The 18,739-nt window shown below is 58.8% G+C and carries 21 protein-coding genes and 1 pseudogene; 15 read left to right on the forward strand and 7 right to left on the reverse strand.

Annotated features, from left to right (window positions below; translation table 11 throughout):
- Positions 1 to 242: 242 nt before the first annotated feature.
- Positions 243 to 812 carry a YdeI/OmpD-associated family protein gene (locus tag PQR67_RS05300; protein ID WP_408455448.1) on the reverse strand — a complete coding sequence of 190 codons (570 nt, stop codon included), beginning with the start codon at positions 810 to 812 and terminating at the stop codon, positions 243 to 245.
- Between the two features lie 681 nt (positions 813 to 1,493).
- On the opposite strand from PQR67_RS05300, the gene PQR67_RS05305 reads away from it, so the two are divergent.
- From PQR67_RS05305 to PQR67_RS05325, 5 genes are all read left to right on the forward strand, one after another.
- The gene (locus PQR67_RS05305) at positions 1,494 to 1,961 is read left to right on the forward strand and encodes a hypothetical protein (RefSeq protein ID WP_408455450.1); all 468 of its coding nucleotides are present in this window, start codon (positions 1,494 to 1,496) and stop codon (positions 1,959 to 1,961) included.
- A gap of 167 nt (positions 1,962 to 2,128) precedes the next feature.
- Positions 2,129 to 2,653 carry a P-loop nucleotide/nucleoside kinase family protein gene (locus PQR67_RS05310; RefSeq protein WP_408455452.1) on the forward strand — a complete coding sequence of 175 codons (525 nt, stop codon included), beginning with the start codon at positions 2,129 to 2,131 and terminating at the stop codon, positions 2,651 to 2,653.
- 42 nt (positions 2,654 to 2,695) lie between these two features.
- Positions 2,696 to 3,025 carry a TfoX/Sxy family protein gene (locus PQR67_RS05315; protein ID WP_408455454.1) on the forward strand — a complete coding sequence of 110 codons (330 nt, stop codon included), beginning with the start codon at positions 2,696 to 2,698 and terminating at the stop codon, positions 3,023 to 3,025.
- A gap of 587 nt (positions 3,026 to 3,612) precedes the next feature.
- Entirely contained in the window at positions 3,613 to 4,290 is a 678-nt protein-coding gene (locus PQR67_RS05320) for an HAD family hydrolase (protein WP_408455877.1), read from the forward strand.
- Positions 4,291 to 4,397: 107 nt separating this feature from the next.
- Positions 4,398 to 4,820, forward strand: coding sequence for a YunG family protein (locus tag PQR67_RS05325; protein ID WP_408455457.1), 423 nt, complete (start codon positions 4,398 to 4,400; stop codon positions 4,818 to 4,820).
- Positions 4,821 to 5,051: 231 nt separating this feature from the next.
- On the opposite strand, the gene PQR67_RS05330 is transcribed toward PQR67_RS05325, so the two are convergent.
- Positions 5,052 to 5,930, reverse strand: a complete 879-nt coding sequence (locus PQR67_RS05330) for a LysR family transcriptional regulator (protein WP_408455459.1) — start codon at positions 5,928 to 5,930, stop codon at positions 5,052 to 5,054.
- Positions 5,931 to 6,046: 116 nt separating this feature from the next.
- Between PQR67_RS05330 and PQR67_RS05335 the strand changes: the two genes are divergently transcribed.
- The 4 genes from PQR67_RS05335 to PQR67_RS05350 all read left to right on the forward strand — a co-directional run bounded on the left by PQR67_RS05335 (position 6,047) and on the right by PQR67_RS05350 (position 8,837).
- On the forward strand, positions 6,047 to 6,658 hold the full coding sequence (locus PQR67_RS05335; RefSeq protein ID WP_408455461.1) for an NIPSNAP family protein: 612 nt from the start codon (positions 6,047 to 6,049) through the stop codon (positions 6,656 to 6,658).
- 212 nt (positions 6,659 to 6,870) lie between these two features.
- On the forward strand, positions 6,871 to 7,518 hold the full coding sequence (locus PQR67_RS05340; protein WP_408455463.1) for an amidase family protein: 648 nt from the start codon (positions 6,871 to 6,873) through the stop codon (positions 7,516 to 7,518).
- Positions 7,493 to 7,975, forward strand: coding sequence for an amidase family protein (locus PQR67_RS05345; RefSeq protein WP_408455466.1), 483 nt, complete (start codon positions 7,493 to 7,495; stop codon positions 7,973 to 7,975). Before PQR67_RS05340 ends, PQR67_RS05345 begins: the two co-directional genes overlap by 26 nt.
- Positions 7,976 to 8,174: 199 nt before the next feature.
- A complete protein-coding gene (locus PQR67_RS05350; protein WP_408455469.1) occupies positions 8,175 to 8,837 on the forward strand; it encodes a dihydrofolate reductase family protein in 663 nt (220 codons plus the stop codon).
- A gap of 252 nt (positions 8,838 to 9,089) precedes the next feature.
- Here PQR67_RS05350 and gcvA read toward each other — a convergent pair whose 3' ends face one another.
- A complete protein-coding gene (gene gcvA / locus PQR67_RS05355; protein WP_408455471.1) occupies positions 9,090 to 9,989 on the reverse strand; it encodes a transcriptional regulator GcvA in 900 nt (299 codons plus the stop codon).
- Between the two features lie 144 nt (positions 9,990 to 10,133).
- Here gcvA and PQR67_RS05360 point away from each other — a divergent pair, with 144 nt between their 5' ends.
- From PQR67_RS05360 to PQR67_RS05370, 3 genes and pseudogenes are all read left to right on the forward strand, one after another.
- Positions 10,134 to 11,453, forward strand: a complete 1,320-nt coding sequence (locus tag PQR67_RS05360) for an adenylosuccinate synthase (RefSeq protein ID WP_408455880.1) — start codon at positions 10,134 to 10,136, stop codon at positions 11,451 to 11,453.
- 39 nt (positions 11,454 to 11,492) lie between these two features.
- Positions 11,493 to 11,744, forward strand: a pseudogene (locus PQR67_RS05365) (hypothetical protein); the annotation flags it as partial.
- Between the two features lie 208 nt (positions 11,745 to 11,952).
- Entirely contained in the window at positions 11,953 to 12,801 is an 849-nt protein-coding gene (locus PQR67_RS05370) for a tetrahydrofolate dehydrogenase/cyclohydrolase catalytic domain-containing protein (protein ID WP_408455473.1), read from the forward strand.
- A 72-nt stretch (positions 12,802 to 12,873) separates the two neighbouring features.
- Here the strand turns inward: PQR67_RS05370 and PQR67_RS05375 are convergent, their stop codons facing one another.
- Positions 12,874 to 13,689: a cysteine hydrolase family protein gene (locus tag PQR67_RS05375; protein WP_408455475.1), complete on the reverse strand. Its 816-nt coding sequence runs from the start codon at positions 13,687 to 13,689 to the stop codon at positions 12,874 to 12,876.
- Here PQR67_RS05375 and PQR67_RS05380 point away from each other — a divergent pair.
- Positions 13,667 to 14,404 (forward strand): transporter substrate-binding domain-containing protein, encoded by a 738-nt coding sequence (locus tag PQR67_RS05380; RefSeq protein WP_408455477.1) that lies wholly within the window; start codon positions 13,667 to 13,669, stop codon positions 14,402 to 14,404. The two genes, PQR67_RS05375 and PQR67_RS05380, sit on opposite strands and share 23 nt — an antisense overlap.
- Before the next feature lie 185 nt (positions 14,405 to 14,589).
- On the opposite strand, the gene PQR67_RS05385 is transcribed toward PQR67_RS05380, so the two are convergent.
- Entirely contained in the window at positions 14,590 to 15,039 is a 450-nt protein-coding gene (locus tag PQR67_RS05385; RefSeq protein WP_408455480.1) for an ester cyclase, read from the reverse strand.
- 333 nt (positions 15,040 to 15,372) lie between these two features.
- A complete protein-coding gene (locus tag PQR67_RS05390; protein ID WP_408455482.1) occupies positions 15,373 to 16,089 on the reverse strand; it encodes a GNAT family N-acetyltransferase in 717 nt (238 codons plus the stop codon).
- A gap of 112 nt (positions 16,090 to 16,201) precedes the next feature.
- Here PQR67_RS05390 and PQR67_RS05395 point away from each other — a divergent pair, with 112 nt between their 5' ends.
- Complete coding sequence (locus tag PQR67_RS05395) at positions 16,202 to 17,164, forward strand: GlxA family transcriptional regulator (RefSeq protein WP_408455484.1); 963 nt, start codon at positions 16,202 to 16,204, stop codon at positions 17,162 to 17,164.
- A 144-nt stretch (positions 17,165 to 17,308) separates the two neighbouring features.
- Complete coding sequence (locus tag PQR67_RS05400; protein WP_408455487.1) at positions 17,309 to 17,689, forward strand: DUF1090 domain-containing protein; 381 nt, start codon at positions 17,309 to 17,311, stop codon at positions 17,687 to 17,689.
- 36 nt (positions 17,690 to 17,725) lie between these two features.
- On the opposite strand, the gene PQR67_RS05405 is transcribed toward PQR67_RS05400, so the two are convergent.
- Complete coding sequence (locus tag PQR67_RS05405) at positions 17,726 to 18,721, reverse strand: GlxA family transcriptional regulator (RefSeq protein ID WP_408455489.1); 996 nt, start codon at positions 18,719 to 18,721, stop codon at positions 17,726 to 17,728.
- Positions 18,722 to 18,739 lie beyond the last annotated feature (18 nt).

An 18,739-nucleotide genomic window follows, 5' to 3' on the forward strand; every position in this document is an offset into this window, starting at 1 on the left:
ACGTAGCGCGAGGCGTGTCGGCGCGCAAGGGCCATCTGGCGCATGAGTGAGAGTGGGTAAGGTCTCGGTGATTTGTCGGCTGCCGCCGCAGGCAAAGGAATGGTGGTCGCATCCTCGAAAGCTGCTGCTGATGCGTCGGGCATGCAACGCTGGATAGGGGCTGATATCGGAGCGCGCTGCGGGTTATCCGCCCTGAGCGCGGCATCGTCCGGCGACGTTCACCGCCTGTCGAACGTCCTGGTCTAGGGATAAATGGTTTCGCCGCGATTCAGCATGCTGATGAACTCCTCAATCTTTCGCACGCGTGTTGCGGGTTTTTTGGCATTCTGTATCCGAAACAGGATGGCGTAGCGGTTTCGGCTGTTCAGCGTCGCAAAGAACGCGCTGGCCTTGAGATTGGCATCCAGTGCGGCCTGCAGGTCATCCGGCACGACCGAGTTGCTGGCCGACGTATAGGCCGCCTCCCAGCGGCCATCCTCTTTGGCTTTCTCGATTTCCCGCATGCCCGAAGGAAGCATTCTGCCTGCGGCGATCAGCGCTTCGGCCCGGTCTGTGTTGAGCCTGGACCAGATACTTTTTGCCGAGCGTCGAGTGAAGCGTTGCAACCAGTACTCTGCACTTTCAGTCTGTTTTTGACCGTCGATCCAGCCATGACACAGGGCACTTTCCAGCGCCTGTTCGTAAGTCAAGGTAGGCTGCCCGGCACCCTTTTTTGCAAGGCGCAGCCATATTCCGGTCGAGGTACCGCCGTTTTGCGTCAACCAGCTTTCCCATTCATTCTGGTCAAGGAATGTCAGACGAGGCTCAGTCATGGAGGATCCGAATGGTGGCATTCAGGCAGCGAGACTTTTTCGTTCACTGAAACCTCGCAGATTACCGAATTGCGCGGATTTGGGAATACCCGATTTACTGACAATTCAGCGTGTATCCATCGGAGGGACGATGGAGGTCTTTCCTGGCGGAGCTTCCAGTTGACCGGTTTCCCGCTAGCATCTGCCATTGCCATCGGTTCCGTCGACGACCGGTAGGGCTCGACAAGGCACACTCGCCGAAGTTGACATCGAGTGTTCGGAACTGTGGCATGTCGAGCGTCCCGTTAGCGGCAGTTGATGGCTATGCGAACGCCGATGAACGATTGGCGGCTTCCGCGGAACACTCGCCGCTTGCGTCCTACATCTCCTTATCCGTTCGGCCAAATCAAACATTTAGCCTACAAGGTTGAAGTCAACCCCGGTGGGCTGCCTTATAATTATCAAGTCGTCGGGAAACACTTGGCGACCGGGTTTAGCAGCCTGTAGTCGAAAACCGCACACCCGCTCAGGCGGGTCGTGCGTCTACCTCTGCACGTCTACATTTCTATGGGCGGGCCGTGGTGGGGAGCCGCAAGGCTCGCCGGATTGTTTTCGACCCGGTCTGCTAACCTGCTACGTGCCCGCTCACCCCCTTTGCAAGCGAGTGTCGGGCGATCCAGCAAGTAACAGGGAGATCGCACCATGAGCAAGTCCACAAAAAACCAACCCGCTTCGCGCCCGCCTGTCGACGCACTCCAGTACGAAAAACTTGCCCTTTCCGCTTTCGATTTATGCAACCGGCACTTGAGTCAATTGGATACCGTGATCACACTTGCGTCCTCGATATGTAGGAATCCTTCCATAACACTTGAGGAAAGACGGCGCCGTCAGACGCTTCTTGAATTGCTGGTGGACACGGCGGAGCAATATCAGCAGGAACTCGAATGCGACCGTGAGTTGTACAAGGTGATTGCGCTCGACGCGAAGGGCGTTCCGCAAAGCCGCATCACGGCGCGCCATGCAGCGAACCTGCTTGCAGAAGAGGTGGCGCAGCGAGCGGGAGATTCTATCGTTGCCGGTAAAGCTTCACAGCGCAAAAGCCCGTCGTCGGAAAGCGCCGCGGCATCAAGAGACGACGCAGCGCAGGAACCGGTCGCCGAGCCAAACTAGGCGATGGTGAAAAACAGCGAGCGGCAGAACGGCGCGTCCGAATCCGTCGAAGATTCGTGCACTGAGACAGGTTTCGCCCGTCTCAGTGCTGCCCGTACTGCCCACTGGAGATCGCGGCAGGAATCCGCGACAATCAGACAAAACTCGATATGCTGGGAGCGTCGAAAATGTTGATCGCCTTCGCAGGACTACCGGGCACCGGCAAGACAACGGTAGCGCAAACACTGGCTCGCAAACTCGCCGCGGTTTATCTGCGTATCGATACATTGGAACAGGCGTTTATCGCATCCGGGAGCGGTGGGGCGGATGTCGGACCTGCCGGTTACCTGGCCGGATATGCGGTCGCGAAAGACAATTTGCGCCTTGGTTTGACCGTCATCGCAGACTCGGTCAATGCGCTGCATGTGACGCGTAACGCCTGGAGACGTGTTGCGCTCGAAGCCGGTGTGCCCATCTTCGAAATTGAGTTGATGTGTTCTGATGCGACGGCGCACCGTTTGAGGGTCGAAGCACGACAAGCAGATATCCCGGGCCACAAGCTGCCGACTTGGAAGGGTGTGCTTGAACGTCAGTATGATCCATGGGAATCAGCGCATCTTGTCGTCGACACAGCTAACGTTTCCGTTGAGCAGGTCGTCGAAACTATCACTCATCGGCTGTCGATGGTGTCTCCAGAGACTCGAATGCTTTAGGGTTCGGGAAGGTTCGTATCGAACGGCGGGTAGGAGAACGACGTGACGCGTGATAGAGGTCTGGAAGAATTGTTGAGCGACGACTTGAGGTCCGAGCAGGACATCGCGGAGAAGGCCATGTTCGGTGGGTGGGCATGGCTGGCGAATGGCAACCTCCTGTGCGGCGCCCGTGAAGATGGAATGTTGGTGCGACTAGGCAAGGACAACGACGGTTGGGCACTTCAGTTACCGGGTATCGTTCCGATGGTCTCGCGCGGCCGGCGAATGCACGGCTGGGTACGGGCCGCGTCGGAGGTTTATGGAAACGACGCGCTACGTCAGAAATTATTGAATTCGGCTCTCACGTTTGTCCGGTCTTTACCTGCAAAATAACGTGACGTTTCGTCTTTTGTCGTCTTAGACCATTCGCCCATTCTCGATAGGAACACACAGGTGCTGCACGTTTAGCTTTGCGAAAGGTCAGGTTAGCGGAGAACAATCACCTGCGGTTTTTAGCTGGAATTATCGGTCCGACAGTCCGCAAGACTATTGGCGATCCATGGAGTGAAAATCTCACCTACTTTGCATTGTGCGTTCTCAAATATCCGCTGGCGGAAATCGTAGTCTCGCGCGTGGCCACGCTTTACGGCGGGCTCCCGACGTCGATGGTCATTCGCGTGGTGAGGACGACAGTGATCGCTCGTCGTGTCCCTAAGCGGCCCATCGGACCACCTCGCGCTCGGCGACACCGAGTTCGGCCAAAAACCGCGGGTCGCGGTCGCTTGCCAGATCGTCAACAATCATCTGACTGGGACAAGACCGCCATTCGGCGGCTCGAGTGATCTAAAATCGGCGCTCATTTCCGAAGCGTTCACGGTACACCATGGGTTACCTCCCGATCGTCCGTGCAGCAGACCGCTTTCTCGACGCTACGTTTGATACAGTGCGGTTTCGCGACGGGAGTTCAGGGAGTGAAGCAGATGTTCTCAGCGGCGATCTTCGACATGGACGGCCTGCTGGTCGATTCAGAGCGCGCGATTATGAACACTTGGATCAGAGTGGGATTGGACTTTGGGATCGCATTGTCGGCTAGCGATTACCTTCGGATTGTCGGAAGGTCGGCGACGGAATGCGAGTTGATACTGACAGAGCTGCTCGGCGGGGCGGCTACATTTCGGGAGGCGCTGGCCCGGGTCCGGCAGCACTTGGGCAAGCCATCAGTGCATCCGATATTTCCGCTGAAATCTGGAGCGTGGACCCTACTGACTGAGTTAGCGAGAGCAGGCATTCCATGCGCTGTCGCTTCCTCATCTCCTTTGGATGAGATTAGATCGCGCCTTGGGCGTGTAAGCGTGCTTCAATTTTTTAAGGTGATCGCTGGCGGCGATGAGGTGGATCGTGGGAAACCCGATCCGGCGGTCTACAGACTTGCAGCCCATCGGCTGGGTGTGCCGGTGGATGCTTGTCTAGCCTTTGAAGATAGCGATAACGGCGCGCACGCGGCCGCTAGCGCTGGCATAGCAGTGGTCATCGTTCCAGACCTAAAGCCACCGACTGCTGAGGTCGCCGAACTGAGCTTCCGGATATTAGGGAAACTCGACGGAGCGATTGAACACGTTGCTGACTGGTTCACGAGGAGCGACACAAAATTTGCGTGAACGTTCGTTGTCGAGAAAGTTGGTTGACCGCTGTACAGGGTCGACTTCTGTCCGACGCGAATCGATGAACGGCGAACCCCATCGAATGCGATAGATTGGACGTGACTATGGCGCGCAACCCGGATTTCATGCTCTGCCTTCGTGAAGCGCTAGCCGCCTCCTGGGACAAGCGGACGGCTTATTTAGGGGTTGAGCAAGTGGACAATCCTGCTTTCGGTCAGTGCTATCCAACGTCGCGGCTGGTGCAGCATTACTACCCCGAAACGGAAATCATCAAAGGGAAGGTATGGACCGGAAAGGCCGCAGACGTTCACTTCTGGAACGGGCTTCGTGTTGGCGACGACTGGTACCACATCGATCTAAGCTGGCAGCAGTTCCCGGCCGGTTCAACTATTCAGGAATTCGATATCCTCGAACGTCACGAATTGAATGATAGTGAAGGGACGATGCAACGCTGCGCGTTGTTGTTGAAGCGGGTTGACGACTACCTAACGGCGGCCCGCAACGGTTCCATATCTCCATCGGCTTGACGCGATAGCCAGTGTTCGACGTTCGTGTCGAATGGCCGTTGTGGAGCGAGGCCGTTGACCGTTCAGGGTCGCTTGCTGCCGATCGTCGACTTGCGAATTTCAGCCTGTGCATGTCGATTGCATGAGGCAGCACGCGGCCAGCTTCGGCCGTTCGCGAGCCATTCAGTGAATGGCTGCTTTCCGGAGGATCGCATTATCGGGGAGTAAAGCGAACCGTTCGGCGACGGCGATTTATTTGCGAGCGTCCTTATCTGTGTAATGGGTTTCACGACCGATGCAGTGGACTAAAAATTCCATAACAGCCTTGATCGCTGGCGTACGCCGCAGGTCGGGGTAGGTCACCAGCCAAAGCCCTGTTTCGGGCGGCTCGGATCCAATGTCAAGTCTGGCCAGTTCTGCGTCGTTATCGCCGATCATCGTAGGCAGGACCGCAACCCCGACGCCGTTGCGTACGGCCATCTGCTGCCCAATCGCGTCGCTCGTTTCGAATATGATAGGCCGTCCGTCGATATTTTTGCGTAGCCACTTTTGATGTTTTACATGGTCCAACGACGAGTCATAAACGATGAACTCCCATTGCGCAGAAGGGCGAGCCGCATAGGTGTGGCTGGCATATAGACCAAATCGGACTGTACCTATCCGTCGGGCAACGAGGCCGCCTTCTTCCGGCTTGACCATACGAACGGCAATATCTGCGACGCCGCGGTCCAGCGGTGCTATGTCGGGCGATCCCTCCATCACGATCTTCAAGGCCGGATGCGATTCACGGAACGTGCGTATGTGCGGTGCGATGCAGTAGTTACCCACCGTAGGCGGTACGCTGATGTGGACCGTTCCGGACAGCGCGGACGACGCCCGCAACGCATATGTTTCAACTGTCTCAGCGCCGTGGGTCATTGATCGGGCGAGCGCGGCGATAGCTTTTCCATCTTCGGTCAAACGGATGCTACGAGGGAGTCGATGAATCAGTTTCAATCCGAGCGCCGACTCCAGGGACGTTACACGCCGCCCAACGGTGGCGTGTTCGACTGACAGTTTGCTGGCAGTGCCTGAGAGCGTTCCGGTCTGCGCAAGTGTCAGAAAGTACTGCAAATCTTGCCAATCGAACATAGCGATTTTTTAACAGAGTTTGTGAACCGATGAGGAATTCCCAAGCGACCAGGGCAAGTCTAGTCTCCTTTGTAGCGGTCGTCTGGTGACCGTTCACGGACTCAGGAGAATTTGACATGTTCTACGAACTGGTCACCTTGTCGTCGCATATTCTGAAACTGCCGGAGGTGATCGCGAACGCGGAGACCTACCTCAATCATCCCAAAGCCGCGGGGTGCTGGCTCGGCGCATGGACTTCGGAAAACGGGCGGCTAGGGAGCGTGCGTATTCTGCGGGGGTTCGTCGATCCCGGGACACTGTCGCAGGAAAGAACGCGTGCGTTACATCACGCCAATCCTTTCGGGGCGGCCGACAGCACCTGTACGATTGAGATGGAGAGCTACGCTGGCTTTCCTTTCCTTCCTCCCGTCGAGCCGGGTTCGTTCGGCAGGTACTACGAGTTTCGCACCTACTGGCTAAGACCAGGTGGACTGGCGCCTACTATTGAGGCGTGGGAGGCCGCGATGCCCGAGCGGTCAAAACGGTCCCGTCTGACAGTCAATATGTACGCGCTTGATGGCGTGCCGCGCATCACGCACATATGGCCTTGGGAAAGCCTGGATGAACGCATCGCGATACGTGCGAAGTCTTTCGCTGATGGAATCTGGCCGCCAAAAGGCGGGCCTGAGAACTTCTATGAGGCGACATCCACTATCTGGATACCGACCATCAATTCGCCACTGCGGTGAGTTGGGTCTGGCAATTTTCTCTCCGAAAAGCGGACGTTGACCAGTTCACAAAGATGGGCTGCAACGGGTCGATCAGAGCCGCTCACCGACACGATCCTGTCCCTAGGCGCGGCTGGCGCCGTCAAGTTTTCAGTCTATGATCCGGAGACTGTGTTCCAACCCATTCCGGTTGTGCTGATTACTTCACGCTCAGTCGCAGATCGAGGGGTGATATGGATCGAAGAGAATCCTTGCACCGCGGCGTCCAGGCCGTCGCTGGGGCGCTGATCTTCCTCAACGCCGAGGCGTTCGCCTCAGTTGGCGCTACTGCCATCGCCAGCGCGTCACCACTCGCCCGACTGGACGCCACAGCCCAGGCCGAGCTGATCGCCAAAGGCGAAGTCACGCCGTCGGCGTTTCTGGAAGACGCGGTCGCGCGCATCGAAACACTGAATCCCAAAGTCAATGCGATCGTTTTATCCCTCTTCGATCAGGCAAGAACGGCCGCGAAAGGCCCGTTGCCGGATGGCCCATTCAAGGGCGTACCGTACGCGATCAAGGATCTGGCCGACCTGAAAGGAACGCGCCGAACCTCCGGCTCGCGGCTGTTCGCCAATCACATTTCGACCACGACATCGACGATCGTGGCGCGCTCGATCGCGGCTGGCTTTCTGGTCCTCGGAAAGACAAACACGCCTGAGTTCGGTCTGAACGCCACGACCGAATCCGTCTTACTGGGTGCTTGCCACAATCCATGGGATCTGAACCATTCAAGCGGCGGCTCCTCTGGCGGGGCCGCCGCTGCCGTGGCGTCAGGCATGCTGCCTGTCGCTTACGCCAGCCAGGAACTACCTCGTGCTCTGGGGTGTCTGGGCCGATGAAATCGTTGACCAGGCGAAGTCGATGGCGGTCGATCCAGACGCCGTTCTTGAGCCTTGGACACGTTACGTCTCCGAACATTTCGGACACAAGCCGGCGCGAGCATTGCGCGATGCCGTGGGCTATTTCGCCGAACTATCGCGACGATTTGACGTTTTCTTTCAGCGCTTCGACCTGATGCTCTCGCCAGTCCTTCACAGTGAAGCTCCGCCGCTTGGCTATCTGGGGCCGCAGACGCCCGTTGATGTGATGGGGGTACGGCTGCGCCACTACGCCTCTTACACGCCGGTTCATAACGCCGCGGGCGTGCCGGCAATGTCGGTTCCGTTGGGGGTGTCACCCTCCGGGCTGCCGATCGGCAGTCATTTCGCCAGCCGCCTCGGCAATGAGCGGATGCTTTTCGAGTTGGCTTACGAGCTGGAGCAATCCGCGCCATGGGCGGGACGCTGGCCAGGCTAAGTCACGGCAACATCTGGCACGCCAACCCTCCACGGGTCCTCTGAGTCCGTGCCCGGGACCATGTCGAATCGCGCCCCCGTCGTTCGTCGTAGCTATGCGAAGGGGGCAAAACTCTACTGCCAGAATATTTCGCATAATCCCGGCAAACCATGCCGATTTGTTGTCCACATTACGTTAGGCGTCTAAACGGAGGCAAACGATGACACGAGTTCGCGTTGCGGGTTTCACCATCTCGCTCGACGGATACGGAGCAGGCCCGAATCAAGACATCAACAATCCGCTCGGCATTGGCGGAACGGAGCTGCATCAGTGGCTTGTCCCGACACGCACGTTCCAGCAGACCTTGTTCGGCAACGAGGGCGGTACGACCGGGATTGACGATGATTTCGCCGCCCGTGGCTTTCAGAATGTCGGGGCCTGGATTCTTGGAAGGAACATGTTCGGACCCATTCGCGGGGACTGGCCGGACACAAACTGGAAAGGCTGGTGGGGAGACAATCCGCCGTATCACGGGCCCGTCTTCATCTTGACCCATCATGCTCGGGCCCCCATCGAGATGGAAGGCGGCACGACGTTCCACTTCATAACAGGTGGCATTCGCGAGGCGCTGGACCGTGCACGCGAGGCCGCTGCCGGAAAGGACGTGCGGATCGGCGGTGGGCCGGACACAATCCGCCAGTACTTGCGTGAAGGTCTCATCGATGAACTGCATATTGCTATCTCGCCGGTCCTGCTCGGCCGGGGAGAAACGCTGTTCGGAGGGATTGACTTACGGGCTGCGGGATACGAATGCGTTGAATTCGTCGCGTCGGAGAAGGCCACGCATGTCACCCTACGGCGCCAAGGGCACACGGACGCCTAAGCACTCGCTGAAGGCCGACGTCCCTGACGGGCCGCGGCCTTAGCTCGGGCTTGGCCGCCCTCATGAAAGCGCCATGGCAAGCAAGCGTGAATCCGTCCATGACTCGGCTAGCGGAAGCCTGCTGCCTGGCGGGATAAGGCGGCTGATTCAAACCAATGAAATTAAAAATCGCTGCAGTAATACTTCCACCGTGACCGCAATCATGGCCATGGTGACCATGACATGCATGTGCCGACGAACCGTTACTTGCCACTATGCATTGCGCGAGAAACGATGCCCCAGTTCGCGCAACCACGTCAGAAAGGTATTGATGGCGGGATCGCCAAGGCGTGCATGGTGGACATAGCTGCAGTAGCGCCACGCCGGCAAGGCCGGGCCGTCGAACGGAAACACCAGACGGCCCTCTTCGACATCGAGCGCGACAAGCGCGGTCGGGCCCATCGCAATACCCAGGCCATCAATGGCGGCCTGCAAGGTCAAATAAAAGTGGTCCAGTTGCTGGGAATTGCGTGCGGCAAGCCGGGGGTTGCCGCACGCCGCAAGCCATTCAGCCCAAAGGCCGGGATAGGTCGCCGTGTGCAGCAGAGTGTGATACGCCAAGTCGGAGACCTGGTGTATCGGATGCGATTCCAACACTTTGGGCGAGCACACCGGCAGTCGGACTTCCGACAGAAATTCGTTGACTACATACCCGGCCGGTTTCTGCTCGCTGCCGCGAATCGCCACATCGCATTCGTCGCGCAGCCTTTCGATCGGTTCGTCCGAAGTAGTCAGCCGGACTTCCACCGCTGGGTTGGTCAGTTGGAAATTGGAAAGCTGCGGCAATAGCCATCGCAACGCGAACGTAGTCGGTGCATTGACCCTGATGATCTGCTGTCGCGTGACCCGCAGCTGTTCATTGGTGGCCAGCGCAATGCGGTCGAGCGCCGCCGATATCTCCGGCAGGTAAGCACGCCCCGGCGCGTTCAGTACGACCCTTCGGCCGCGGCGCTCAAACAGGTTGTGCCCGAGCCAGGCCTCGAGTTGTCCCACTTGCCGGCTAACGGCCCCGTGCGTGACGCACAGCTCGTCGGCCGCGGCGGAAAAGCTCTCGAGCCTGGCGGCGGCTTCGAATACGCGCAGTGCGTTCAACGGTGGCAGACGACGTGGCATGCGGCGAATCTCTATGTGAGTTTTCCTGACAATTCAGATGAGTTTATATCGATTTTCGCGACGGCTGTAGTCCAATATATTGAGCCCGTTGGCAGCAGGTCTGGTTCTGGATCTGTTCGATTAAGTCACCAGGAAGACTACCGTATGTCGAATGTTGTTGTGGTTGGCGCGCAGTGGGGCGATGAAGGAAAAGGCCGGATTGTGGACTGGCTTGCTGAGAAGGCGGACATCGTCGCCCGCTACAACGGCGGCCACAACGCCGGTCACACGCTTGTCGTGAATGGTCAGACCTACAAACTGGCGCTGCTTCCCAGCGGTATCGTGCGCGGCAAGCTGGGTCTGATCGGCAACGGCGTCGCCCTTGACCCCGAGGCGCTGCTTTCGGAGATTGACCGTATGGCCGCGCTGGGCATCCGCGTTACGCCAGAGGTGCTGCAGATCGCAGAGACGGCTACGCTGGTGCTGCCGGTCCATCGCGCGATCGACGCCGCTCAGGAACGCTTGCGCGCCAAGCCGATCGGCACCACGCTACGCGGTATCGGTCCGGCCTACGAAGACAAGGTTGGGCGCCGAGGCTTGCGCGTCTGCGACCTTGCTGAACCGGAACTGCTCGCTCAAAAACTCGATGCACTGCTTGAGTACCATAACGCGTGGTTCCGCGGCCTTGGTCAGGAACCTTTCCCGCGAGACCCGATGTTGAGCGACCTGCTTGCCATCGCACCAAGAATCCTGCCGTTCATGGGCCGCGTCTGGGAACAACTCGACGAGGCCCATTCATCGGGTAAGCGCACGGTATTCGAAGGCTCGCAAGCCGTGATGCTCGACGTGGACTGGGGGAGCTACCCCTATGTGACGTCGTCGAGCACCGTGGCCGCCGGCGCGGCCAGTGGCACCGGCATCGCTCCCTCGCACCTTGGACATGTACTTGGCGTCAGCAAGGTCTACGCAACGCGTGTTGGAGAAGGCCCTTTCACGTCCGAAGTGGATGGGACACTCGGTGACGTTCTCAGGCAGCGCGGCGGCGAATATGGCGTCAATACCGGTCGCCCGCGCCGCTGCGGCTGGCTCGACACCGTGCAACTGCGGCAGAGCAGCAAGGTCGTCGGCATCGACCTGCTGGCGCTGACCAAGCTGGACGTTCTCGATGGCTTCGATTCGATCTACGTGTGCGTAGCCTATGAGCTCGATGGCAAGCGCATCGACTACATGCCGTCCACCAACGCCGAGCAGCAGCGTCTGCAGCCGGTTCTCAAGCGCTTTGATGGTTGGGACGGTTCGACCCGGGGCATCCGGTCCTATGGCGACCTGCCCAGCCAGGCCGTGGCGCTGATCGAAGCGATTCAGCAGGAAGTCGGCGTTCGGGTGTCAATGGTTACCACTGGCCCTGAACGTGATGACGCGATTGTCTTGCGATCGCCATTCGAGGAAACGGACAGCATCGATTCCAGGGCAGTCGGCAAATAAGCAAGCCACAAATGCGGACGGTCGCGACGGGTGGCCACCCGGGCGTTCGTCCGAGCCGGCATTGCCATCGCACCGGTGTCGCGTAACGCGATCGACGACGAGCTTCGCGAATTGGGCGTCGCCGAAGGCTTACCGGAACTGCCGGAAATTGAATTCGTCATGATGTACGACGCCAGGATGCCGGTTGCTGTTGAATTCGCCGAGACGATTTTCGACGAAGTCGCCGTTCGCATAGGAGAGCGCACAGGTGAGGGGCAAAGACGCAAGTCCAGATTGGATCGAGGTAGATGAAAATGAACGGTGGCTGCTTGTGCGGCGCAATTGGCTACGAGATAGACATGTTTTCCGCTGTTTTCTATGATCCGCGTGACGCGAGATAAAATCAGGCGTCTGCCTGACTGGCGAAAGAGATGGAACACTATCGGGGAGCGTAGAACTTGCGCCGCCGTTCGCCTGCTTGTAAGCGTGTTGTGGTCAGGTGTGTGCTTTGGGAGACCGCATGACTATCCTGCTTGATGGCAAGAACCTGGCCATGCTGCGTGAACGCGAATTGTCAGATCGCGTTGCGGCGCTGAGGGCAGGGAATGGCAACCAAACGCCAATACTGGCGACGATTTTAGTAGGCGAGGATCCTTCGTCCGCGACCTATGTTCGAATGAAAGGCAATGCGTGTCGCCGGGTGGGGATGGACTCACGCGCGATCACACTGCCTTCATCGGCGAGCACCGAAACGGTTGTTTCACAAATCGACCAACTGAATGCAGATCCGGCGGTGCACGGCATATTGCTCCAGCATCCGGTTCCGGCTCACGTCGACGAACGCGTCTGCTTTGATCGAATCTCGATTGCAAAAGACGTCGATGGCGTCACTAGCCACGGCTTTGGCTTAATGGCGCTCGGCGAGTCCGCATTCGGCTCGGCGACGCCAGCCGGAATCATGCATCTGCTCTCACACTACGGCATCGACATATCAGGCAAGCGAGCCGTGATCGTGGGACGCAGTCCGATTCTCGGAAAACCGATGGCGCTCATGTTGTCCAACGCCAACGCAACGGTTACGTTATGTCATTCGAAGACCGTCAATCTCGAGGCTGAAGTTCGGCGCGCACAGATCATTGTCGGCGCAGTGGGAAAGCCGAACTTCATTCCGAGCGAGTGGATCAGTGACGGCGCTATCGTTGTCGATGCGGGCTACCACGTGGGTGGCGTGGGCGACATCGATCCCGCGGGTCTGCTGGACCGATGTGCCGCAGTGACGCCAGTGCCGGGAGGCGTTGGCCCCATGACCATCTCGACGCTTATCGCTCAGACAGTGACAGCAGCTGAACGTGCGTGTGGCCGCTCGTGACGAGACGTTCGTCGCGGTCCCGGGGATCGCCGACGATCGCAAAGAAATCCGGCATTGGGTTCGTTAGCAACCTCAGCGCGCGAACTCGACGTCTTTGCTCGCGATGACTCCGCCCGTGCGGCCCGGTGCCCGCTGATTGCTCCAGTAAAGGTTGGTATGCCTGATTACGGCATCCGGTGGCGGTGCGCCTCTTTGCGTCATGTCTTCCGTTGTGTGGGCATCGCTGACGAGAATCGCGTCGTAGCCGCGTACGACTGCGCCGTGCAGCGTCGAGCGAACGCACATGTCCGTCTGTGCGCCAGTCACAAGGAGTTTGCCGACTCCCAACCTCGATAGCACCTGTTCCAGATCGGTGCCGTCAAACGCGTCGCGATAACTCTTTTCGACGATCGCTTCCCCCGGCGCCGGGGAAAGTTCGGCAACGATCTGCCACGCTTCGCTACCGGCTTTCAGGTCTTCGTCGGCGTGGCGCACCCAAACAACCGGTACCTTTGCACTGCGTGCCCGGCCAATAAGCATATTGACTGTGTCGAGCACTTCATGACGCCGATATGCGTTCGCGACGACTTCATTCTGAAGATCGATAACGACGAGTGCGGTGTTGGGACGATCGGTGAGCGTGGTCATGAGCAGGTACCTTTCGGCAAAGAGCCCTATCTTAGCGGGATCCGCTGCCGGTAACACGACAGGCCGACTGGATACGTTCAATGGAGGTTCGGATGTGGCAGGTGAAAGTGCGTAACGGGGCAGGTTGGGGCGTTCGTCGTTCGGCTCCGTGCGGTCAAAAAAATCGCGCATGCAAGTAGAATTGCCGACAATCGGCTCAAGAAATTTGATGGCCGTTCCCCTTTCGCGAGACACAGCGATGAAGGTAACGATTGCGTACATCGAGGAACCACCGTTCGGTTGGACGGAAGCGGATCGTACCGCTACGGGCGCTGACATTGATCTGGCCGACGCGGTTCTTCGGGCGATCGGTGTCACCCGGATCGAGCATCGTCTGACGACCTTCAGTGAACTGCTGCCGGGTGTGGAAGCCGGCCGGTGGGATATGAACGTTCCGCTCTTCGTTACACCCGAACGTGCCACACGGGTGGCGTTCAGCGTACCCGTGTGGGCGATCGGAGACGGCTTCCTGGTTCGGGCCGGCAATCCGAAAGCGCTCAAGAGCTATGCGTCGCTTGCCGAACGCCACGATGCACGCCTTGGCATCATTGCCGGCCAGGTACAGCACGACTCGGCGAGAGCGTCAGGCGTAAGCGAGGACCAGATAGCCATCTTCGAGCATCAGAGCGACGCGATCGCGGCGGTGCGCTCGGGGGCGATCGATGCGTACGCCAGCACCGCCGTGGGAAATCGCGTGCTTGCGGATCGTATCGGCGGCTCGGTCTTTGAGGCCGTGGAGTTCGAGAGGGGAACGCATGGCAAGCAGCAGGACCTTCCTCTCGGGGCATTCTCCTTCAATAGAAGAAACAGCGATTTGCTCAATGCGGTAAACGGGCAGCTACGTTCGTATCTGGGCTCGTCAGACCACCGCGCTCGCGTGGCGAGATTCGGCCTGACACATAACGAGGTCGATCCTGTTCTCGCCCGTCGAGTATGAGACGGTTTTCGGCCACAAAGCGACGATTGACAGCATCGCTTCGGATGGCCCTCTTTACCCGAGGGCTGCTCTTCACGGTTAGCGCCATGCTTATGGAACAGGCCGGGGTGCGCCCGGCCCGTTGTCGTCGTGGTATTAGATGCGCGCAGCGTTGCTTGGGGACGGCGAAAACGCGCTGCCTTCTATCACGCTACCGTGATGAGTCCAAGTTGTTGTAGCGCAGTCACGCCGTCGTCCAGTCCGATTTCTTCGACTATCTTGCCGTCTTTGAGCCGAAGCACGGTTGTGCCGGTGAAGCGCATTGTGCGACCGGTCGCAGCAGGCAACGAGCCAATCAGGAAATCGCTGAATGCCGGGCCGCTATGTGTGCCACCGCCTTCCCAGCGACCAACGACATAGTCTCCTTCGGCGATAAGATCAGCGGCGCCCCAGAAGTTGAGGTCCGGGAACGCTTCGCGGAAATCGGTCATGAATGCCTTGATATCCTCGCGGCCACGTCGCGGTTCGTGCAGCGAATATCGAAGCAGCATGTCGGGCGCAGCAAGTTCATCGACGATGTCGAGATTGCACGTCTCGCCCCAGAAATGGGTGAACCAGCGCCCCACGACGGATTTGTTGTCATCTTCCTTGGACATGGTGAATTCCTCATTGACTGAAGTTGGATGAGGGAGACGCCATCGCTTCCCTCTGCCTGAACGATATTGGCGCAAGCAGTCGGGTGCCCCCCGTTTCTTGCTGCAATACTCGATGGACCGACATGTGAGTGATGGAGACGATGGTCTCTACGCGGACCCTTGGCTTGCAGGGTCTCGGCATGGGGCGGTTGTGGTCGACGGCGTTGCGCATCGAAGCGAATACCGGGTGCCCGGCGCGTGCGGGCGTCTCTGCAGTGTCGCAACCGAAGCCACTGCTGGCTCCGGTGATCAGGACATTTTTAGACCTGGTGAGTTTGTCTTCGCTAAATGGGTTTAAAGAACCGCAGCCGAACCCGGATCGGCATGTCCGATGCGATTAAGATGAAACGTGCGGCGCAATTGGAAACCAAGACTTTCATACAACCGAATCGCGGAAATATTGTCACTTAACACGTGCAGAAACGGCGTTTCCTCCCGTTGCACAATTTCTTTGCGCAAGACGTTTACGAGCCGCCCGGCGAGACCCTTTCCGCGATGCGCTTCATCCACGCAAACGGCGCTAATCTCAACGTATCCGTCGACGCGCATCCGTTCACCGGCCATCGCAATGAGACGCCCGTGGTCGCGAATCCCAATGTAATTGCCCATCTCGCCAGTCCGCTTGCCGAAAGGTCCGGGCTTGGCCTTCTGGGCCAGATCGAGCATATCGTTTGCATCCGCGTGACCTAGCCGGATGACTTCCTGGTCGTTCGTACTTCGTGCTTCTCGCTGCGGGGCGATCATTTGATGGATCACGCCGATGTACGTCGCTTGCAGTCCGTCGACCGGACCCATCGGTTCCAGACATAGCAAGGCGACCTGCTCGTGAGGCCGCAAAAGCTGATGGAGCGCCTGGTATGCAGCGGGCGTTTCGGTGGCTAGCGCAGCAAAAGGCGCCACATCGGGATGGTAGCGACGGGCGAGCGCGTCTCCTTGCCCAAGGTGCGCCTGCTTTGTTGTGAGGGCCGTCCAGATCGGACGGTCGAGGTCAGCTTGGTTCGGACCGCTCATGCTTTCTCCTTTTGTCAGGCAGCGCGTATTTTCGCCGCATTGCTGTGCAGTCTAGGCCTCATACCGAAACAGAGCTATAGTCGTAAATGACATTAATAGCGGTGTTTGCGACATGAGACTGGTCATCTTGGCGCTTGACGGTCTATTCGACACTGGGCTCACGGTGTTGCTGGATACCTTCGCGATGGCCAATGAACTGGCCGCTGCTCAGGGGTTTGCCACGCCGCCCTTCGACGTCAAGCTGGTTGGCGTGCGCAGACGCATTCGTACCGCGCGCGGATTGTCGACTCTGGTGGAACCGGCAAGCACCGTCCGCCACCCAGATTGGGTCGTGGTGCCGGCGCCGAGTGTCAGGCAGCCAGAGCGCCTGATCGAGGCGCTACAGCGTCGAGACGTGCGCGACGCCATGGCGTACTTGCGTACCTGGCATGCTGACGGCGTTAGCATTGCGGCCGCCTGTATCGGCACTTTCCTGTTGGCCGAAGCCGGGCTTCTGGATCATCGCGAGGCGACGACCACCTGGTCACTGGCGCCTTTCTTTCGCCAACGCTATCCGGCTGTCAATCTGGATGATTCACGCATGGTCGTCGCCTCGCATCGCGTAGTCACGGCAGGTTCGGCAATGGGTCATCTCGACCTTGCGCTATGGTTGTTGCGCCAGGCAAGTCCCGAACTTGCGACGCTCGTTGCCCGCTTCATGCTGATTGACAAGCGCTCATCCCAGGCCGAGTACATCATTCCCGATCACCTCGCCCACGCCGACCCCCTGGTCGCGCGATTCGAACGATGGGCTCGCGAGAATCTTTCCCTGGGGTTTTCGCTTCAGGCAGCGGCGGGTGCGTTGTCCGTTGGACCACGCACCTTGCAGCGCCGTACCGAGGCGGTGCTGGGCAAGTCGCCATTGGCGTTTTTCCAGGACCTGCGAATCGAGCGGGCGCAGAACCTCGTCTCGATTGGCTACGACCTCGAGACAATTGCAAGCGAGGTTGGCTACGCCGACACGGCGACATTGCGGACGTTGCTGCGCCGGAGGCTCGGCCGTGGAGTGCGGGAACTTCGTGCCGAAATGCGGTAGTGTTCTGACGGCGGATTTGCGCTTCTTCGCGAACGGCGACCGGAACACAGCGTTCACCTTCGCGATAGAGCGAGGTGGTAATCGGTTATTCAACGAGGGTCCGCTTTGCGGATAGCAGCGGACCCTATTATTGTGAGGCTTCTAATGAATATGGCGATCAAGGCGTTATTGCTCGGTATGGTGATCTATCCGATGGTGTGTTCAGCGCAAACAAACGGTTGCGATGCAAAGCGCGCCTCGATAGAGAAAGAAATCGACTATGCGCAAGCACACGGCAATGCGAAACGCATTGATGGCCTCGAAACCGCGCTCGCTCAGATGAACGCGAACTGTACAGATGCCGTGCTGCGCAGCGATGCGCAACGCAAGGTGGATGCGGCACAAAAAAAGCTCTCTGAACGCCAGCGCGACCTGCAGGAAGCGAGAGCCGATGGCAAGAGCGCGAAGAAAATCGCCGAACGACAGCGCAAGGTTGACGAGGCACATGCTGAACTCGAAAGAGTGCAGCTAGACGCGTCGCAGTAATCGGTCCTGAGCGCGGATTGCGGTCGCTAATGCGCGCTACCGACCGTCAGTGTTGCCATGTCGTGACGCGAAGTGTTCGCGATACGCCTGCGGAGTGACGGCGATTGCCCGCATCAAGCTGCGTCGCATGGTCTCTTCGCTGCCGAATCCACATCGTGCTGCTATGCGTTTGATTGGCCATGACGTATCGCCGAGTAAGCGCAGAGCCGTTTCGGACCGGATCTGCTCGACTGCCCGCGCCGGTGTCTTTCCGGTTCTTGCGCGATAGTGACGCATAAAACTGCGTTCGCTCATCCCCACGCGGGCAGCGAGAGCCGCAACTGACAAGTCCGCCGTAAGATGTTCGACGATCCACGCGTGTAGTTCTCCAAATTGATCACAATCTTTTTGCAGCAACAAGGTCGCGCTGAACTGAGCTTGTCCACCTGGTCGCTTGAGAAAGACCACAAGATGCCGGGCGACGTCCAGCGCCAGTGAGCGTCCAAAATCCTCTTCCACAAGAGCAAGCGCCAGATCGATACCAGCCGTTACGCCTGCGGAGGTCCAGATTGGTCCATCGTGTATGAAAATCGGGTCGGGCTCGACGCGCAACGTGGGGTATCGCTGCGCGAGTTCGTCGCAATGTGCCCAGTGGGTCACGACGCGGCGTTCATCGAGCAGCCCCGCGGCCGCGAGCAAAAAGGCGCCCGTGCACACCGATGCAACCCGTCGGGACGTCGCGGCGTGCCGGCGCAGCCACCCGGTCAGCGAGAGGTCCTGCGACGCCGCGTGGACGCCACCGCCGCCGGCCACGATGAGGGTGTCCGAGCGCTCGTGAGCGGATGGCAATGGATAGGTAAGGAGTCCCAGCCCGGCTGATGAGATTACGGATTCCGACTGAGCGGCGATTACGCGGGGAGCATACGGTGCGGCAAGACCTTGCTGGCGCGCAAGCTCATTCGCGGATGCAAACACTTGCAATGGTCCCGAAACGTCTAGCAGTTGCACGTCTGGGAAGGCGAGCACGTTAATCGATCGAAGTGCGTTGGACATGACAGTTGGCGGTAAATG

It is taken from the genome of Paraburkholderia fungorum (assembly GCF_046026025.1).
Taxonomy (GTDB): domain Bacteria; phylum Pseudomonadota; class Gammaproteobacteria; order Burkholderiales; family Burkholderiaceae; genus Paraburkholderia; species Paraburkholderia fungorum_E.

Coding starts and splice junctions, on each gene's coding strand:
- PQR67_RS05405 (WP_408455489.1), bottom strand. CDS start 18,721: ATGTCCAACGCACTTCGATCGATTAACGTGCTCGCCTTCCCAGACGTG.
- PQR67_RS05385 (WP_408455480.1), bottom strand. CDS start 15,039: ATGTCCAAGGAAGATGACAACAAATCCGTCGTGGGGCGCTGGTTCACC.
- PQR67_RS05380 (WP_408455477.1), top strand. CDS start 13,667: ATGAAGGTAACGATTGCGTACATCGAGGAACCACCGTTCGGTTGGACG.
- gcvA (WP_408455471.1), bottom strand. CDS start 9,989: ATGCCACGTCGTCTGCCACCGTTGAACGCACTGCGCGTATTCGAAGCC.
- PQR67_RS05375 (WP_408455475.1), bottom strand. CDS start 13,689: ATGTACGCAATCGTTACCTTCATCGCTGTGTCTCGCGAAAGGGGAACG.
- PQR67_RS05340 (WP_408455463.1), top strand. CDS start 6,871: ATGGATCGAAGAGAATCCTTGCACCGCGGCGTCCAGGCCGTCGCTGGG.
- PQR67_RS05325 (WP_408455457.1), top strand. CDS start 4,398: ATGGCGCGCAACCCGGATTTCATGCTCTGCCTTCGTGAAGCGCTAGCC.
- PQR67_RS05330 (WP_408455459.1), bottom strand. CDS start 5,930: ATGTTCGATTGGCAAGATTTGCAGTACTTTCTGACACTTGCGCAGACC.
- PQR67_RS05310 (WP_408455452.1), top strand. CDS start 2,129: ATGTTGATCGCCTTCGCAGGACTACCGGGCACCGGCAAGACAACGGTA.
- PQR67_RS05370 (WP_408455473.1), top strand. CDS start 11,953: ATGACTATCCTGCTTGATGGCAAGAACCTGGCCATGCTGCGTGAACGC.
- PQR67_RS05335 (WP_408455461.1), top strand. CDS start 6,047: ATGTTCTACGAACTGGTCACCTTGTCGTCGCATATTCTGAAACTGCCG.
- PQR67_RS05400 (WP_408455487.1), top strand. CDS start 17,309: ATGAATATGGCGATCAAGGCGTTATTGCTCGGTATGGTGATCTATCCG.
- PQR67_RS05320 (WP_408455877.1), top strand. CDS start 3,613: ATGTTCTCAGCGGCGATCTTCGACATGGACGGCCTGCTGGTCGATTCA.
- PQR67_RS05305 (WP_408455450.1), top strand. CDS start 1,494: ATGAGCAAGTCCACAAAAAACCAACCCGCTTCGCGCCCGCCTGTCGAC.
- PQR67_RS05350 (WP_408455469.1), top strand. CDS start 8,175: ATGACACGAGTTCGCGTTGCGGGTTTCACCATCTCGCTCGACGGATAC.
- PQR67_RS05300 (WP_408455448.1), bottom strand. CDS start 812: ATGACTGAGCCTCGTCTGACATTCCTTGACCAGAATGAATGGGAAAGC.
- PQR67_RS05395 (WP_408455484.1), top strand. CDS start 16,202: ATGAGACTGGTCATCTTGGCGCTTGACGGTCTATTCGACACTGGGCTC.
- PQR67_RS05360 (WP_408455880.1), top strand. CDS start 10,134: ATGTCGAATGTTGTTGTGGTTGGCGCGCAGTGGGGCGATGAAGGAAAA.
- PQR67_RS05390 (WP_408455482.1), bottom strand. CDS start 16,089: ATGAGCGGTCCGAACCAAGCTGACCTCGACCGTCCGATCTGGACGGCC.